This window comes from Acidobacteriota bacterium (genome assembly GCA_018001935.1).
Classification (GTDB): domain Bacteria; phylum Acidobacteriota; class JAAYUB01; order JAAYUB01; family JAAYUB01; genus JAGNHB01.
Genome location: JAGNHB010000090.1, coordinates 1 through 17201 on the forward strand (window position 1 = coordinate 1; position 17201 = coordinate 17201).

The following is a 17201-nucleotide window of genomic DNA, read 5'->3' on the forward strand; positions in this document are numbered from 1 at the left end:
TCTGTGATGTTACAGAACCGAACCCTCTTCGACATCAACCGAATGAATGGAAAGAACATCCAGGCAGATAAATCGTCGGGTACCACCCGACAATTTAGTGCTTGACATTACGTGGGAAGTCCAAAGATCCTCCGGACCCGTTGGTGTGGTTCGTGTGGTTCGTGGTTTGAAAACCGTCTGCTCACTGCGTGTTCAGGATCAGCGGCAGGCCCGACTTGCCGGCGCCGATGACCACCACCTTGCTGTTCTGGGAGGCGGCGAGCTTCTCGGTGGCCTCGATGCCCTTCCACTGGAGGAGCTGCTCGCTGATCCCCTGGGTCACGATCTTCTGGAAGTCGGCGATCCCCTGGGCCTCGATCCGCTTGCGGTCGGCCTCCTGCTTTTCCTTCGTGAGGACGAACTGCATGCGCTGGCTCTCCTGCTCGGCCCGGAGCTTCTCCTCGATGGCCTGGGTCAGCCCCTGGGGCAGGACCACCCGCCGCAGCGGCGTGCTTTCCACCGCGATCCCCCGCGGCTCCACCAGGCGCTTGAGCTCCTTCGTGATGACCAGGGCCAGGGTCTCCCGCTCGGAGGTGTAGAGGGCTTTCGCGTCCACCGAGGCGGTGACGCCCCGGGCCACCGAGCGGAACTGGGGGGCGATGATGACGTCCGCGTAGTTCTCGCCCACTGTCCGGTAGACCAGGGGGGCCTTGAGCGGGTCGAGGTGGTAGAGCAGGCTGATCTCCAGCTGGACGGTGAGGCCCTCCTTGGAGGGAACGTCCATGGTCTCCTTGATCTCGCTGGTCTTGACGGAGAACTTCACCACCCGCGCCAGGGGGTTCACCAGGCTGATCCCCGCGTGAAGCGGCCGGTCCGACACCACGCCGAAGAAGTCCACCACCCCCACGTGCCCCGCGGGGATGACGGCCAGGGCCTGGCTGAAAGCGACCAGCAGGGCCAGGACGGCCACCGGCAGGGCGAACCCCGCCCCGCGCGCCTCGACGCCCTCCACCCCCCGGGAGGACCTCCGGAGCCTCCCCAGCCACAACCAGAACGCGAACGCCGCCACCAGGATGCTGACGATGAACAACATGACGATCTCCTTCCTTCGGTGATGTCGAATCGGGACCCGGATTGACGGCAGGATTATACCCGGGAACGGGGCCCCGGTCCACCCCATACCAACACCCCCTCGACAGGCGTCCGTACACCTGAAGGCCCGATTCCAGGCGGAAACGCGCGGGCCGCCTCCCAGGTTTTCATCGCGGGGTCTACACCATCGCCGCCACCACCAGGGCCGAAGCCCCCGGCAGGGCGAGGGCCGCGAGGGTCCGGCGCCAGAAGGGGAAGTCCCGGCGGGAAAAGTGGAGGATGACGCCCGCCAGCGGGGTGAAGACCACCGGCGCGAACCAGACGTGCCAGGGGATGAGGTAGAGCAGGTTGTACCGGAAGAGAAGGTGGGCCGCCAGGGCGCTCCCGGAGAGGACGACCAGCAGCCCGCGGCCGAACTCGAAGACCCAGCGGACCCTCCGCTGCGCCGCGTGCGGGCGGCGGATCCCGGCTAAAAAACCGGCGCAGGCCAGGCCGAGGGCGGGAAGGGCCCACACCGCCAGCGCCCCCCAGTCCCGGACACTGACGGCGATGGACGAGAGGTCCAGCCGCCCGGCCGGCTTCCGTCTCCCGGCACGAAAGGGGGGCGCGGCCCGCGGCTCGCCGGCCGGGGCCGTGGCCCGGATTAGGTCCGTCATGGCGGGGTTCATGACGAGGCGGGTGTCGAGGCCCGCGTCCCGGAGCATCTTCTTCTCTTCTTCCGACAGGGAGTCGTAGCTGAGCACCAGTTCCGCCTCCCGAACCGGGTCGGGAGGGTCGGCGAGAAGGTTCTCGAAAAGCGGTCGGAAGAAGGCCACAAGCTGCTCCGCCATCTTGCGGTAGCCGACCTCGGGCGGGAGCCAAGCCGAGCCGACCGCCAGCGTCAGCAGCAGGAACAGTCTGATGGCCAGGGATTTGGTGGTCAAGTCATCCCCTGGGTCCAGCCATTTAACGGGGTCTCGACAACCCCGGCCTCGAACGCGCACGTTTCTGCAACGCCGTTGTTTGTGCCATGGCCCGGGGGGCGATGCCACTTCCCAGGGGGATGCCGGTTTTTTATGACCCTTGTCGAGGATAGTGCCGGATCGCGGCCCCGTCAAGGGGGAAAAACCCGTGCCGCGCGAAGGCTGCCGGAGGGGGCCCTGCGTCCTGCGGAGTGCGGCGCGAAGGCCGCCGGAGGGGGCCCTGCGTCCTGTGGAGTGCGGCGCGAAGGCTGCCGGAGCGCCGCTTTGACCGCGCCGCGCAGGCTGCCGGAGCGGCGCGGCCCGCCGAGCCGTCAGCCATTCCCTGAAGACGGCGCTCCGGAAGCCTGCGCGCCTTGCTTTTCGGGTCGGTTCCAAAGCGGCGCTCCGGCAGCCTGCGCGCCGCACTCCCCGGTTTGCCCGCCGCCGCGGGAACCGGAGCGCCCCGCACGCGGCCGCATCGTGTCTTCCAACGCACTCCGCCTCCCGCTTGCCTTTTGCCTCCCGCCATCTTCGGCGGTATAATGCCTCGCGACGCGAAGCGGAAAGGAGCGGGGTGAATGGGCGAGCGGGACGAATCGGGGAAGGCGAGGCGCCACTGGCTCCGAACGGCCCTGGTGATCGGGCTCAACGCTCTCCTGGCCGGCGCCGGCCTGCTGGGAACGTACCGGATGTCCGAGAAGGCGGGGCTCCCGGTCGAACTCTCCGCCGGTCCCGGCGGTGTGCCGGTCGTCTCCGGTCCGGGAGGCGAATCCCCGGGCGCCCCCGCCGGAGGGACCTCCAGGGCGCCGGCCCCGGCCGACGCGCAAAACGCCCTGCTCCCGGGCGACGTGATCCTCGCCCTCGACGGCCGTCCCACGCCCTCGCCCGCGGCCGCCGAGTTTGCCCTGGACGGCCGGCGCATCGGCGACACGGTTCAGGTGGCCTTCCGGCGCGACGGCGCCGCCAGCGTGGCCGACGCCCGGCTCCGTCCCGTACACGGCGCCTTCTTCCTGACGCTCACCGTCCTGGGCGCCAGCCTCTGTTTCTTCACCGGGCTGCTGGCTTCCCTCCAGTCCCCTGACCGGACCGAAACCCTGCTCTTCCAGGGGCTGACCGCCGCCCTGGCCACCCTGGTCCTGACGGGCCCGGGTTGCCGGGCCCTTCCCCCGCCCTGGCTGGGGCTCGGCCTCGGCGCCCTCAACGCCTTCGCCGTGTCCGCCGTCCCCGTCCTGCTGGCGGCCACGGCACGGCGCTACCCCGCGGGGCGGGGCCCGGGGCCCGTCGTCTGGGCGCCGCTGGCGGCCGTCGGCGCCCTCCTGGCAACCTGGCGCATTGCGGCGTTTTTTCAGGCCGCCGCCGGCGCCTCCCCCGCCCCCTACCTGGACGCGGTACGGGCAGGCAGGGCCTGGTTCCTCGCCGGGCTGGCCCTGGCCACCCTCCTGCTGGTGCGCTCCTGCCGCCCGGCCGGGGGACCCGCCCGCCGCCGGTGCCTCCCCCTGCTCCTGTGGCTGTGGCCCGGCCTGACCGCCTTCGCCCTGCTTCGGGAACTCCCCGCCCTGGCGGGCTGGACGCCGGTAACCCCCGTGCCGCTCGGGGTCACCATCGCCGTCCTGAGCGCCCTCGGGACGGCGGCGGCCGCCCTCACCCACCGGCGGTGGGACATCAGCCCCGCCTTCAACCGGGGCGCCGTCCTCACCGGGCTTTTCGCCCTGTTCCTGGTCTTCTACGCCGGCCTGCTGGCCGTCTTTTCGGTCCTGATTGGCGATTTCCCCCTTCCCGTCGCCTTCTCCGCCTCCACCGGGGCGGCGGTCACGGCGGCCATCGGGTTCGGCCCGTTCCGGGAGCACCTTCAGCGATTCCTGGACCGTTTCCTGTTCACGCGCTCCTACCAGCTCCAGGCCGCCGCCGCGCGGGCCGCCGAGGCCTGCCGGCTGGCGGCGGACCCGGACGCGCTGGCGGGGGAATTGGCGGAAGCCCTCAAGGCCGGCCTGCCCACGGACCACGCGTCCCTGGCCCTCGACCTTGCCGACGGCACAACCGGTTACGGGGAGGCGGCCGGCCTGGACCTCCCGGTCCGGGCCCCCGGCGGGGACCTCCTGGGGCGGCTGATCGTCGGCCCCCGGCGGGACGGCGAGGCCTACGACGAGGCCGAGTCCGGCTTCCTGGAGGGCGTGGCCTCCCAGGCCGGCACCGCCCTCGAGCGGATCCGGCTCCAGGAGTCCCTGGTGCGCGGCCGGCTCGAGGCGGAGCGCCAGGCGGAGCTGAACCGCCTGAAGTCCTTTTTCGTCGCGGGGGTTTCCCACGAACTGAAGACGCCCCTCACGGGGATCCGCATGTTCGCGGAGCTGCTCGTCGGCCGGCTCGCGCCGGAGGACCGCCGGACCCGGGAATACCTGGCGGTGATCGAGGGCGAGAGCGCCCGCCTGGAGCGCATGGTGGAGAACATCCTGGACGCCGGGCGGATCGAGCGCGGGGAAAAGCACTACCACTTCGCCCCGGTCAACCTGAACGACGCCGTTCGGGGGGTGCTCCGCATCCTCCGGTACCCGATGAAGATGAAGGGGACGACGCTGCGGCTGCGCTTCGCCCGACCCGACCCGGTGGTCCGGGCGGACCCCGACGCCCTGGCCCAGGCCCTCGTCAACGTGATCGCCAACGCCCTGAAATACTCCCCCGAGGCCCCCCGGATCCGCATCGTGACGTCCCGCCGCCCCGGCGAGGCCACCGTGGCGGTGGAGGACCGGGGGATCGGCATCGCGCCCGGCGAGGTGGAGCGGATCTTCACCCCCTACTTCCGGTCCGCCGACGCCGAGGTCCGGCGGCGCCCGGGGGCGGGCCTGGGACTCTCCCTGGTGCGCCACATCCTGGACGCCCACGGGGGCCGCGTCGAGGCGTCCAGCCGGCTCGGGGAGGGGAGCACCTTCACCCTGGCCTTTCCCCTGGGGGATCCCTCGGCCCTCCCGAGGGATGAGAAACTCCAGCCGTCGATGGGTACGGATGTCATGCCAGGAAGAGGGTGACCCGAGTCCGCCCGACGGGGCCCTTTTCGTGTATTTCGTGTATTTATCGGTAGATAAAGAAACGGAGGTGAATGTACATGGCACGCATCCTGGTGATCGAAGACGACCCCGCCATCCGGATGGGGCTGGAAGCCGGCCTGTCCGCCGACGGCCACGAGGTGAAGACGGCGGGCGACGGGGAGAAGGGACTGCAGGCGGCCCGCCGCGAGGGGATCGACCTGATCCTCCTGGACCTGATGCTTCCCCGGAAGAGCGGGGAGGACATCTGCCGCGAGCTGAGGGCGGCGGGCGTCCGTACGCCGATCATCATGCTCACCAGCAAGAAGGAGGAGATCGACAAGGTGGTCGGCCTCGAACTGGGCGCCGACGACTACGTCACCAAGCCCTTCGGGATGCGCGAGCTGCAGGCGCGGGTCCGGGCGGTCCTGCGCCGCGGCGCCCCCGCAGCGGCGGCCGTGGAGTGCGTGGCCTTCGGCGACGTCACCATCGACTTCCGCCGCCAGGAAGCCACGCGCGGCGGCCAACCCGTGAAGCTCTCCAGCCGGGAGTTCGCGGTGCTCAAGTACCTGGCGGCCCGGGAGCGGGAAGTGGTGTCCCGCAACCAACTCCTGGACGAGGTCTGGGGCTACGACGCCTTCCCCACCACCCGCACGGTGGACAACTACATCCTCTCCCTCCGCAAGAAGCTGGAGGCCGACCCCGCCAACCCCGCGCACCTCCTCACGGTGCACACGAACGGGTACAAGTTTGTGAGGGGATAGGCTGTAGGCTGTAGGCTGTAGGTCCGGAGGGATTCTTGTTGGGGTCGGGGTCGGTATCGGGGTCGGGGTCGGTATCGGGGTCGGTATCGCAATCGCTATCGGTATCGCAATCGCTATCGGTATCGCAATCGCTATCGGTATCGCAATCGGGGTCGGTATCGCTTTCGGGGTGGACATCGGCGTCGCCATCGGGCCTGGAAGAGCGGGGTTTCGTCGCGGCCTGCCGGGAGCGGGGACCACCAGACGGCCTGCCTTGCGGAGTGCGGCGCGCAGGCTGCCGGAGGGATGCCCCGCGTCCTGCGGAGTGCGGCGCGAAGGCTTCTGGAGGGGGCCCCGCGCCCCGCGGAGTGCGGCGCGACGGCTGCCGGAGGAGGCCCCGCGTCCTGCGGAGTGCGGCGCGAAGGCTGCCGGAGCGCCGCTTTGACCGCGCCGCGCAGGCCGCCGGAGCGGCGCGGCCCGCCGAGCCGGCAGCCATTCCCTGAAGACGGCGCTCCGGAAGCCTGCGCGCCTTGCTTATCGGGTCTGTTTCAAAGCGGCGCTCCGGAAGCCTGCGCGCCGCACTCCCCAGGCCGATCCCCCCGACTCCGGCCGCCTTCGCGCCGCACTCCCCAGGCCGATTCCCCTCCTCCGGCAGCCTTCGCGCCGCACTCCCCAGGCCGATCCCCCCGACTCCGGCCGCCTCCGCGCCGCACTCCCCAGGCCGAGTCCCCTCACGTCGTCTCATCCGGCCGTCCTTTTCGTCCTTTTAGTCCTTTTGGTCCTTTCGTCCTTTCCCGCCACCCCCCTGCCCCTCCGACAAAACTTTGACCTCGCCGTGACAACCCCGTGACAAACACCCTCCCAGGAACGGCGATACTGCAACCGTGCGATAAATTTTTCCCGAAAAGGAGGGAGACATGCAAAAGCGGGTTTTCGGACTGTTCACCGGGTTGTTGCTGTTGGCGGGCACGGCCTTCGGCGCCATCGGCGCCGTGGGCGGAATCGCCATCGGGGCCGCCATCCCCACGGGGTCGGAAACGCTCTACCGGACGGAACGCCCCTGAGGCCGCCGTGATTCGCGCCCTGCGCCTATTCCGGATCATCCTGTTGGCTTGGGAGACGGGCTTCTCCGCCAACGCGACCGTGCCCCGGGGCGGGCCTTCCACCCACCCCGGGGCCGTCACAGGAACCGTGGGAGGAAATCATGCACCGCTTGACTTGGATCTGGGTCTTGTTCATAGTGATGGTGTTCGTTCGCGCGGCCGTGGCCTCGATGAAGGACGGTGAACTGGCGGAGGCGGCCCGACCCCTGGGCGCCGACCTGGCCCGAGACCTGGGCGGGGACGGCAAGCCGGACCTCTTCCTCTGGCTGGACACCGACGGCCGGGCCCGTCGCATGCTCTACCTCGACGGCGCGAAGGGGGAACCGGACGTGGTCGACCTGAATCCCGGGGACCTTTCCCGAGGCCCGCACCTGGTGATCTTCCTGGACGGCTTCGGCTACGACGTGGTCCGCGCGTACTGGGAGGAAGGGGGGCTCCGGCTCTTCCCCCCGCCGTCCCGGGTGATCGCCCCCTACCCCGCCATGACGGACCTCTGCCTGACCGCCGCTCTGGGCCTTCCCCGCTGCCGCGCCTACGAGGCGGCGGGGTTCGACCCCGCGGCCAACCGCACCGAGGGCGGGGTGTGGGACTACGTCCGGGGTCTGAACCAGCCTTACAACCGCGTCCTCGACTACCGGCGCAGCCCCCTCCTGGACGGGTTCACCTACCTCCTGCCCGGGTGCGCCTTCACGTCGGAGTCGGGGCGCTGCGTCCGGCGGTTCCTCGAGACCCGCCGGGACGCCTTTTTCGGATACCTCGTCAGCTCCGCGGGGATGAGCACCCGCCGGGGCGCCGAAGGTCAGCGCCAGTGCCTCCGGCGGCTCGAAGCGCTGCTTTACGAGGTGGTCCGCGAGACCCGGGGTCGGTGTACCCTGACGGTTCTGTCGGATCACGGCCACACCTACACCCCCTCCCGCCCCGCGGCCCTGGACCGTGAACTGAAACGGAAGGGGTGGCGGCTCCGGGACCGCCTCGACGGCGACCGCGACGTGGTGAGCCCGCGACTGGGCCTGGTCACCTACGCCGGTTTCTGGACCCGAAAACCCGGTGAACTGTCGTCCGACCTGACCGGCTGCGAGGCGGTGGAGCTGGTTTCCTTCTCCGAGAACGGCGCGGTAACCGTGCTGGATGCCCGGGGCGGGCGGGCCCGGGTCGAGCACCGGGACGGGCGTTTCGCTTACCGGCAACTCTCCGGCGATCCCCTGGGTCTCGAAACGGTTTTAGGTGGCTTGCACCCGGACGCCGAGGGTTTCTACGACGAGGCCGACCTCTTCCGGGCCACGGCGGCGCACCCCTGGCCGGACCCCCTGCGCCGCCTCTGGCGGGCGCACGTCGATCTCGTGGACAAGCCCCCGGACGTGGTGGTGTCGCTGAAGGACGCTTGGTACGTGGGGTCGGGTTTCCTGTCGCGGATGGTGTCCATCCGGTCCACCCACGGCGGGCTGAATTACGCCAACAGCGCCGCCTTCGCCTTCAGCACCGCGGGGCCCCTCCCGGAAAACCTCCGCACCGAGGACCTCCCCGCTGCCATGCGTCGCCTCACGGGCCGCCCGTGGCCGCGGTAGACGCGGATGCGGTCCTCCGTTGCGAGCTTGGCGCCTTGGCGGGAGCCGATCCGAATCCTGATCTCGCAAAGACAAACGGATCGCCAGGGAGGCGGCCAAAGGGCACGAAAACTCGCCTTCACCCAGTCACCGCACCGCCGGAAGAGACCTTCCGGAATATCTCTCTCACAGAGGCACGGGGGCACGGAGAAATGCAAATCGTATTGAATGGAATCAACAATCCTTATGATTCTTCTCCGTGCCTCAGTGCCTCCGTGAGATCCGAACCCGGTTTTTTTGCGAGGTCGTCAATTCTGATGCGGCCGCAAAAAGTCGCGAAAGGGAGATTTCCCGCGAATAACACGAATATACGCGAATTTATAACACGAATAATATCTATTGATTGTTGATTTCTGATTCGCGTTCATTCGCGTGATTCGCGGGTAAATTGCGACTTTTTGCGGGGGTGTCAATTCTGAATTCTGGATTCTGGATTCCTCGTTCGTGTGGTTCATGGTTCAATTTCCGTGCATCTCGTGGTCGGCCGGGCCGCAGGCCTTGCAGGGGTAGTCGCCGCAGGCGAGGCACAGCGTCCGTTTGCACCGGGGGCAGAGCGGCGCGCAGTCGGGGCAGAGGGCGTGCCCCGCCAGGCATCGCAGGGTCGCCGGTTGAGCGCAGTTGGCGCACACGGGCACGCAGACCGGGCACCGGTTCACGCCGCAGGCCAGGCAGAGAAGCTTGCCGCACGTGGGACAGACCGCCGAACAGTCCGGGCAGACCCGGTGACCGGCCTCGCAGGTCCGTTCGGCCGGCGCGCCGCAGTTGGCGCAGGCCCCGTCCCCCGCCTGTTCCCCGCGGGCGTGGGATTCGAGGTCCACGAAGATCTCCTCGCGGGTCAGGGGCAAAGACGCCGCGTTCTCCTCGGCCCAGCGCGCCGCCTGCCCGTTGAGCGGGCTCTTCACGTTGTAGCTCTGGAAGACGAGCATCTCCCCGATCCGCTGGACCAGCGACGGGAGGGGCTCGCCGGCGGTCCAGGTGTCGCCGATGCAGATGGCGTGGGGGGCGATGTTGGGGTGGAACACCGGCGTCAGCATCCGGCAGAGGGGGGCGTCCCGGGGGTAGCCCAGGGGCAGGAACACCTCCACCCGGTGCTCGCCCGCCACCTCCACCCTCTCGTCCACGGAGCGGAGCGAGGGCAGGAGCAGGACGAAGCGGTATCGCTCGGGCGGGTTGCCCGTCACCCCCTCGATGCGGATCCGGGGGTGCAGCCGGACCAGGCGCTTGATGGCTTCGTAATCGGCTTGAAGGCGTCGAAGGCGTACGGTGCTCACGGCACGGCTCCTTTTCTCAGGAATTCGTCGATGGCCGCCGGGTCCCCTTTCTCCAGCGCGGACAGGATCGCCTCCATCATCTCCGTCGGGAGGCTGATGCACTCGAAGGACCCGTCCCGGCCGGCGGCGGCCCACGTGTTGATGCCCACCAGGCGGCCGTCCACGTCGTACAGCCCGCCCCCGCTGTCGCCCGGGTTGGCGGGGAGGGAGGCGCGCAGCAGGGTGCACACGCCCCCGGAGGGGAGCCGGTGCGGCTCCCGCTTCAGCACCAGCCCGCTCCGGCTGAGCCACCCGCTGCGCATCGGGTTCGGGATGAAGAACACCGGGCTCCCGGCGACCAGGAGGTCGGTGTCCCGGGAGAAGGGGACCGGCGGGGGCGGGTCCTGGACAGGGAATTCGACGGCGGCGAGGTCGATGGGGGGCGGGGCCGCCCAGCGGACGAAGCCCGGCCCCTGCCGCCCGTCGGACAGGATCACCCACGCCGGCGGCACCGACCGGGGGTCGCGCCGCGCGGCCGCGGTGATCCAGGGGATGGCCACGTGGCTGCAGGTGACGATCCAGGCGCGCCCGTTCACCGCGGCCACCACCACGCCCGACCCCAGGCTGAAGTCCCGGGCGTCGCCGTGCTCGTCGGGGCTGAGGATGACCGCCGTGGCCCGCTTCGCGAGGCGGACGTGACCGGGGTCGCCTTCCGCGGGGAGGGGCGGGACGGTGGTGAAGGACCACCCCAAGGCGCCCCCGTACCCGTTCCAGAACGTCAAGCCGAGGATGGCCAGCCCGAGCCCGGCGGGGAGCGGCGCCCAGTGGAGCAGCAGCGTCCAGGCGCGGCGCGGTCGCCAGTCCCGGTTCGCCCACAGGAGCAGGGCGGCCGCGGCCAGAGCGGCGAGGCCGCCCCAGGCGGCCGTCATCCGGGCGTGGCCGGTCAGGGCGCCGAGGATGTCGTCGATGGGGCCGATGGGCAGTGGCCGGTAGAACCGGACGATCTCGACGGCGGCGAGGACCGCGGCGCCCCAGGCCGTCGCCAGCAGCCCCAGGCGCCACCCCGACCGAGGGTCCGCCGGTCGCGCCTGGCGCTTCGCCGCCCGCTCCGCCGCCTCGATGTCCGCCCGGGTGACGACGAGCTTTTCACCGGCCCGGTCCCAGGCGGCTTCGGCCTCGCACTCCGCGCAGACGGCGCCGCCGGCGAGCTGCACCGGGCTTTTCCGGCGGCAGCGCGGGCAGACCGTCACTCCCGGGGCGAAGCGCGTCATCTCACCACCCGGCCCCGATCAGGATGAGCACGAGGGCGTGGACCACCGCCAGGGCCCCCGACCCGTAACCCAGCACGAGGAAGGCCCCGCCCTCCCCCTCGAGGAGGCGCCGGTTCAGGTGGGCGTAGACGGCGTTCCCCGCCCCGACGAAGGGGGAAAGGAACGCGACGAGCGACAGGACGAACAGGACCAGGAGCAACCGCCGGGCAGCCTTCTTTCGCCCCTGGAGACTCACCCAGGACCGGTACTGCTCGGGGGTCAGGGGATCGGCCGTCGGGAAGCGGGCCCCGCAGCCGCAGACCAGGAAGCCGGAGGGGATGGGGCGGAAGCAGACCGGGCAGGGCTTCTCGTCCCCCCAGCCCGCGCTCAGCCGCGCCGGCGGGGGCGGTGCGGACGCCCGGGCCGCGGCGGGACACCCGTAGGTGGCGCACCCCCCCATTTCGGTCCAGCAGTCGGCGTGGTAGACGGCCTCGCAGCTCTCGCAGCGGCGGGTCGGCTCCTCTTCCCGGATCAGGGTGTGGCAGGTGGGACAGCGTGTCATGTCAGGCTCCTCCCGAACCGGGTACGCTCAGCGCATGCGGCTCGAAACGCTCAGGATCATGTAGATGGTGCAGGCGACGATGTCGATGATCCCGAGCACGAGACCGGCGGTGGCCTGGCCGTCCCCCACGTACCGCGGGTTCGACTTGATGGCCCGCTTCGCCTCGTTGGCCTTGACGATGGCGATGATCCCGAGGACCCAGCCGCAGATCACCAGGCCGACGAGGCCCAGGACAAGGGCGGCGTTCGCCCCGGGGGCCATCTCCGTGGGGCCCCGGTAGACCCCGTCGGGGCTCGTCGGCCGCTTGCAGAAGGGGCACAGGGGGTAGGGCGCGGACAGGATGGCCTTGCAGAAGGGGCACTGGATCCCGCCCGGCGGCACGGCCGGGCCCGGGGCGACGCCCTCCACGGGCGGCGGCGCGCCGGGGGCCGGCGGGGGAAGGGTCTGCAGCGGGGCGTTGATGCACCCCGCCCCGCCGCACCCGCCCCGGGACTGGCGGCAGGCCTCGTGGTGGGCCGTCCCGCACTCGTTGCAGACCGAGGCGTCCTGGCCCAGCTCCAGGGGTTGGCCGCACCAGGGGCAGGGGGCCCCCTGCAGCTTGAGGTTTGCCTTCATCGTTCGGAATGTTTCCATACCTTCCTCCCGGTCACTGGTTTTCCGGCGCTTTTCTCAGACGTTCCTCGAACTCGAGGACGGTGCTCCCGACGCACAACTGCTCCCCGGACCGCAGCCGCCAGCGGCGGACCGGACGGCCCGACGCCGTCGTCCCCCCCGGGCTCCCCAGGTCCTCCAGTTCCCACGCGTCGCCGACCCGGTGGAGGGCGGCGTGCTCCGGGGCGATCCCGGCGTCCTTGAAGAGGTAGATGTCCGCCTTGGGCGAGGACCCGACGAGGATGGGGGTCCGGTAGAGCACGAAGGACTTCCCGGCCAGCGGCCCGGTCCGGACCTTGACCCAGGCCTCCCGGGTCAGCCGCTCGGAGAGGGCGACGAAGAACCCGATGGAGAGCCCGACGGCGGCCAGCCCCACGGCGCGGGAGAGGTCCGCCCCCTGGAAGAGCGACCCACCCTGCAGAAAACGGCTGACGGGGTCGAAGAAGGCCCCGCCCAGGGCGCCGCCCATCATGCCCCCGAGGACGGTGTTCTTCAGCTGCGTCCGGGTGCTCCGCACCAGGTTCATCCCCAGGCCCATGGCCAGGGCCACGCAGAGCCAGGCGGCGCTGCGGCAGGAGACGAAGCCCGCGAAGGCCGGGAGCGAGAGATCGTGGACGGTGATGAAGGTCCGCCCCGCGGTCTGGGTCTCCATGATCTGCTCCCCGATCAGCATGATCGCCCCGGCCGGTATGAACGACAGGAGGGAGAAAACCACCGCCAGGCCCGTCCCGGTGAGGCTCCGGACAATGGTCCGCCGCCAGTTCCGGCTGCTGAGCCCCTCGGCCATGAAAAGGCAGAGGGCGACCAGGGACGCCGTCAGGGGAAACAGCAGGAAACCGGCCGCGTTTTTCCGGTCGTCCAGACCGCCCGCCACGGTCGTCGGGGTGCCGGCCGGTGCGGGACGGACCGCCAGCGCGATCAAGGTGGTGGGGTCCCGGAAAGACCCCACCGACTCCACGAACATGCCGCTTTTGAAGGCCTCGGGGCCCTCGAGGGCGGGCTCGCCGTCCGCCCCGGCCTCGGAGCGGGTGATCCCCGGGATCAATAGGACCTCGTGTTTCCCCACCGTAAGGGAGAGGCTGCCCGGCACGCCGACGCCGAAGGGCTCGGGGTTGACCAGGGTCACTTCCCCCGAGACTCCCGAGAAATCGTGAAGGTACGGCTCGAGGATCATCCAGCTGAGGAAGGCCCCCAGGAGGCCCGCCAGGGTCAGGTGGAAGAGGCTGTCGTGGATCAGGCGCCGCCAGCCGGAGTCGGCGACCGGCGGGAGGACCTGCCGCTCCCGCAGCCTCCGCGACAGCTCCAGGTCCCGCTCCACCTCGGCGGTGTAGAGGTCTTCACGCGTGATTCGGATCGGTTCGTCCTGCATGGTCCTTCCCTCCCGGATATCCGCCGGCCCGGGCCGACGTCACGGCTTCGCCGGAGCCGGTTTCCCCGGCTTCGCCCCCGGTTCGGCGGGAGCCTTCTGCGCCCCGCCCGGCGGGACGGCGACCGACGGCGGTGACCCGGCGCCGCCCGCCGGGACCGTCGGCTTCCCGGCGCCGGGTGAAACCGCCCGGACCCGGTCCTGGTACGCTTTCCCGTTCGCCGGGTCCAGAGCGGCCGCCACCGAGAGGAGGCGCTCCGCGTCGGCGATGGCGCCGCCGCGCGCAGCCGCGACCGCCAGCTCCGCGTACAACCCCGCCAACCCGGCACGAAGCCGCGCCGCCTCGCCCGGGGGCACCCCGAGGCCGGGGCCCCGGGGGCGCGCGACGGTCTCGAGGTCCGCCAGGAGGCGATCGACCCGGCCGGTGTCCTTCCGGAGCCGTTCCACGGCGTCCAGAGCGGCCCGGACCTCCGCCTCCGCCGGGGACGGCGGTGCGGCCGGGCCCTTGAGCGCCTTCGCCGGAGAGAGGTGCTCCGCCGCCTTCGCGAGCCGCGACCGGATCTCCTCCAGCGCCCGGGACTGGGCCGCGTAACCGATGTCGGTCCGCAGGAGGCCCAGGATCTCCTGGTTCAGGGAGGCGAAGGCGGCTTCCACCCGGTCTGCGCCCGAGGCGGACAGGAACTCCCGCCGGGGGTCCACGCTCGCCGGCCGCGACGGGGAGAAAAACCACCAGCCGATCAGGCTCCCCAGGATCACCAGGACCAGGGCCCCCACCGCCAGGACCGGCAGGGGGAGCGAAGAGAGGCTGAACTCGTCGTCGTCACGGGGCGGGGCGGGACGCGGGACGCTCTTCATGGCGGGCGTCTCCTCCGACCCGGCGGCCGCCTTCTCGGGAACGGCTGTCGTCCGCGGCTCGTCCCAGGTGATCTCCCGGCGCCCGATCCAGTGGTGGCGCAGTCGCCAGACGGACCCGTCCTTCCACACGAAGACCCCGTGTTTGCGGGCCTTCGGGTCGTGGACCAGGGCGATCTGGAAGGGGAGGTTGAAGAAGCTCTGGTGGATGAACCGGTCCCGGTCCGAGAGGAAGACCCCGAAGCCGGGGTGGGTGTGGTACCAGCCCACGATGCGCTTGCCGGCGTGGCGGGTGTCCATCTCCGCGTTGACGTGGGCCCAGGAGTCGTGGGTCAGGGTCAGCTCCGTCTTGCCCTCCACGGCGTGGAGGGCGTCGATGGTGTCGTCCACCCGGACGTACGCGCCGCCGTCGTCCCGGAGGACCTGCCCCACGAGGATACCCCCGATCTCCACCGCCTCGTTCTCGTTGCCCCGGGCCGAGATCCGGTCGAAGGCTTCCTCCGAGATCACGACGCGCAGTTCCTGCTCCACGGGCGGAAACGGCCGGACCTCCAGCGCTGAAACCTCGAGCGAGCGGTAATCGATGTCGTGCACCACGAACCTCCTTGTCACCAGGGGTTGAGGGTCTCTTCCGGTGACCCGGGCCCGCCGGCCAGCCGGCCGAGGGCTTCTCCCGCGTCTCCCGCCAGGAGCCAGCCCTCGGCGGGCGCCAGGCCGCGGCGAACGGCCAGGATGTCGTAGGGTGGGACCCCGATGTCCGAGAGGGTCCGGTCAGGGTCGACCCCGCACCCCTCGCAGAGGGAATTCACAGGGACGGCGACCCGGTGGGCCCCGCAGGCGGGGCAGGCGGCGGCGGACTCGGCGAGGCTCCCCACCACGCCCCCGGCCGGGTCCGACCGGCCGCAGGACGGGCATTCCAGCCGATGGACGACATCGCGGCTCAGGTCGATGGACGCGCCGTCGCCGAACCTCCGGCGGGCCATCTCCAGCACCGCGCCCACGGTGAGGTCCGCCGCTCCCCGGTCCAGGCGGAAGAGGGGCCCGAGCGTGTCATGGGCGGGGCACTCCTCCCGCCGGGGGTATCGAACCCGGTCGTAGTCGCCCAGGAGCCCGTCCACGTGGATTCCCTCCCCGGAAAGGCCGGGTTGGCCATGCAGGGCCTTGACGGCTTCCTGGACCTGCAGCGCCGCCACGAGCGACGCGGTGACGGCGGTGTTGGGCACCCGCCCCGCGTCGGCGGCGGCGCGCATGAGCAGCGCGCAGGAGCGCCGCCGGGCGACCTCGGCCCGGTCGACGGCGTTCATGGTGCACTCGTAGCAGGCCCCCGCGGCGGGGTCGAAGCGTCGGGCCGTGCCCGCGAAGCCCTCGATGGCGCCGTCCACCCAGGCGCGGCCGGTCCGGGCGCAGGCGGAGTTGACGAAGAGGCGCGCCAGGCGGTTGTCCACGGCGCCGACCACTATGTCCGCCCAGAGAAAGACACCGAGCCCCGCCGCCCGGATCACGTCGCCGTTCCGGGCCTCCACGGCCAGGTCGGGGTTGAGCTCCGCCGCCCGCCGGGCCACCACCTCCGCCTTGGGAAGGCCTTCGTCACCCGCCCGGAAGAAGACGCTGCGGTTGAGGTTGCTCGACTCCACCCGGTCGAAGTCGAAGAGGAGCACCTTCCCGACGCCGAGGAGGGCGAAGAGCTTCACCACCTCGTTGCCGAGCGCCCCGGCCCCGACCACCACGGCCCGGGCGGCGGACACCCGCCCCTGGTCCCACCACGGGAGGAGTTTCTGGCGATGGTACCGGTCGGAGGGGTCGTCCCGGGTGAAGTCCGCGCGGGTGAGAACGTCGGGAACCGGTTCGGGGGAGGGGGACATGGCCGCCGCTCGACCGGTCAACCGGCGGTGATCTCGGGGAGGATCCGGAGGACGTCACCGTCCTGCACCCCCTGGTCGAGGAGGGACCGGTCGTCGAGGAGTTGCACCCCCAGCCGGCGGTGGTGGAACTTGTAGCTCATCAGCTGCCCGTCCGGGTTGTAGCGCGGCAGTTTCAGCCGGTCCGCCAGCACGGCGAGGACGCGCTCCACGGCGACGTCGCCGGGCACCTCGGCCGTGACCCGCTTGTTCCCCGTGGTATCCCAGACTTCAACGTTCAATGCGTCCATGCGGGACCGTCCTTGTGAATTTGAATACGGGGGAATGCTACACCAAGGGTACCGGTCGGGAAAAGGAAAAAATCGCGGGGCGCCATCGCTTCCCCGGCGGGGCTTCCTTCCCCCGCCGGATTGTGCGATAGTGTCCCCGGACCGCCCCCCCCGCGGCCGCGGTCCCCCGGAGGCGACCGTGACCGACGACTTCCGCACCATCTCCATCTGCTGCCTCAAGTGCGGCAACCTGCTCTACAAGTACCACAAGTACGGCACCGGCGGCCTGGTCAAGTGCTTCCTGGACGGCATCGTCGAGGATCGGACCAAGGGCGACTGCCGCTGCCCCGGCTGCGGGCAGGCCTTCGCCCGGCCCCGGATGATCCAGGGCAAGCCCGCCCACCGCATCCTCCGCGGCAAGGTCGTCGTCAAGGGGATGCGGCGCCACTGAGCCCGTGCGCCGGGCGAGCCGTTCCGTACGCCGGGCGAGCCGTTCCGTACGCCGGGCGAGCCGAGCCCGGCGCTTCCATCCCCCTTCCCCCCCCCCACGCGCGCGCCTCGGCTCGGCGCGCGTACGCCGTACGCCGGGCGAGCCGAGCCCGGCGCTTCCATCCCCCTTCCCCCACCCCCACGCGCGCGCCTCGGCTCGGCGCGCGTACGCTC

General features: G+C 70.9%; 15 protein-coding genes. 5 read left to right on the plus strand and 10 right to left on the minus strand.

What is annotated here, in order from left to right; genetic code table 11:
• Positions 1-181: 181 nt before the first annotated feature.
• Entirely contained in the window at positions 182-1072 is an 891-nt protein-coding gene (locus tag KA419_20195) for a prohibitin family protein (GenBank protein MBP7868256.1), read from the minus strand.
• Positions 1073-1250: 178 nt separating this feature from the next.
• Positions 1251-1994, minus strand: coding sequence for a hypothetical protein (locus KA419_20200; protein ID MBP7868257.1), 744 nt, complete (start codon positions 1992-1994; stop codon positions 1251-1253).
• Between the two features lie 596 nt (positions 1995-2590).
• Between KA419_20200 and KA419_20205 the strand changes: the two genes are divergently transcribed.
• From KA419_20205 to KA419_20220, 4 genes are all read left to right on the plus strand, one after another.
• Complete coding sequence (locus KA419_20205; protein MBP7868258.1) at positions 2591-5032, plus strand: PDZ domain-containing protein; 2442 nt, start codon at positions 2591-2593, stop codon at positions 5030-5032.
• A gap of 77 nt (positions 5033-5109) precedes the next feature.
• A complete protein-coding gene (locus KA419_20210) occupies positions 5110-5793 on the plus strand; it encodes a response regulator transcription factor (GenBank protein MBP7868259.1) in 684 nt (227 codons plus the stop codon).
• An 896-nt stretch (positions 5794-6689) separates the two neighbouring features.
• Positions 6690-6836, plus strand: a complete 147-nt coding sequence (locus KA419_20215) for a hypothetical protein (GenBank protein ID MBP7868260.1) — start codon at positions 6690-6692, stop codon at positions 6834-6836.
• Positions 6837-6976: 140 nt separating this feature from the next.
• Positions 6977-8440 carry a hypothetical protein gene (locus KA419_20220; protein ID MBP7868261.1) on the plus strand — a complete coding sequence of 488 codons (1464 nt, stop codon included), beginning with the start codon at positions 6977-6979 and terminating at the stop codon, positions 8438-8440.
• 497 nt (positions 8441-8937) lie between these two features.
• Here the strand turns inward: KA419_20220 and KA419_20225 are convergent, their stop codons facing one another.
• From KA419_20225 to KA419_20260, 8 genes are read right to left on the minus strand one after another with little or no spacing between them, the layout of a single operon-like run.
• Positions 8938-9750 carry a hypothetical protein gene (locus KA419_20225; GenBank protein ID MBP7868262.1) on the minus strand — a complete coding sequence of 271 codons (813 nt, stop codon included), beginning with the start codon at positions 9748-9750 and terminating at the stop codon, positions 8938-8940.
• Complete coding sequence (locus tag KA419_20230; GenBank protein MBP7868263.1) at positions 9747-11000, minus strand: trypsin-like peptidase domain-containing protein; 1254 nt, start codon at positions 10998-11000, stop codon at positions 9747-9749. The genes KA419_20225 and KA419_20230 overlap by 4 nt, the downstream gene beginning before the upstream one ends.
• A 1-nt stretch (position 11001) precedes the next feature.
• Positions 11002-11541: a hypothetical protein gene (locus KA419_20235; GenBank protein MBP7868264.1), complete on the minus strand. Its 540-nt coding sequence runs from the start codon at positions 11539-11541 to the stop codon at positions 11002-11004.
• Positions 11542-11568: 27 nt separating this feature from the next.
• Positions 11569-12174 carry a DUF4190 domain-containing protein gene (locus KA419_20240; protein ID MBP7868265.1) on the minus strand — a complete coding sequence of 202 codons (606 nt, stop codon included), beginning with the start codon at positions 12172-12174 and terminating at the stop codon, positions 11569-11571.
• Positions 12175-12187: 13 nt separating this feature from the next.
• Positions 12188-13561: an FHA domain-containing protein gene (locus KA419_20245; protein ID MBP7868266.1), complete on the minus strand. Its 1374-nt coding sequence runs from the start codon at positions 13559-13561 to the stop codon at positions 12188-12190.
• A 39-nt stretch (positions 13562-13600) separates the two neighbouring features.
• A complete protein-coding gene (locus tag KA419_20250; protein ID MBP7868267.1) occupies positions 13601-15004 on the minus strand; it encodes a Mov34/MPN/PAD-1 family protein in 1404 nt (467 codons plus the stop codon).
• 14 nt (positions 15005-15018) lie between these two features.
• On the minus strand, positions 15019-16272 hold the full coding sequence (locus tag KA419_20255; GenBank protein ID MBP7868268.1) for a ThiF family adenylyltransferase: 1254 nt from the start codon (positions 16270-16272) through the stop codon (positions 15019-15021).
• Between the two features lie 17 nt (positions 16273-16289).
• Positions 16290-16559 carry an EsaB/YukD family protein gene (locus tag KA419_20260; GenBank protein ID MBP7868269.1) on the minus strand — a complete coding sequence of 90 codons (270 nt, stop codon included), beginning with the start codon at positions 16557-16559 and terminating at the stop codon, positions 16290-16292.
• A gap of 178 nt (positions 16560-16737) precedes the next feature.
• Here KA419_20260 and KA419_20265 point away from each other — a divergent pair, with 178 nt between their 5' ends.
• Complete coding sequence (locus tag KA419_20265) at positions 16738-16989, plus strand: hypothetical protein (GenBank protein ID MBP7868270.1); 252 nt, start codon at positions 16738-16740, stop codon at positions 16987-16989.
• Positions 16990-17201 lie beyond the last annotated feature (212 nt).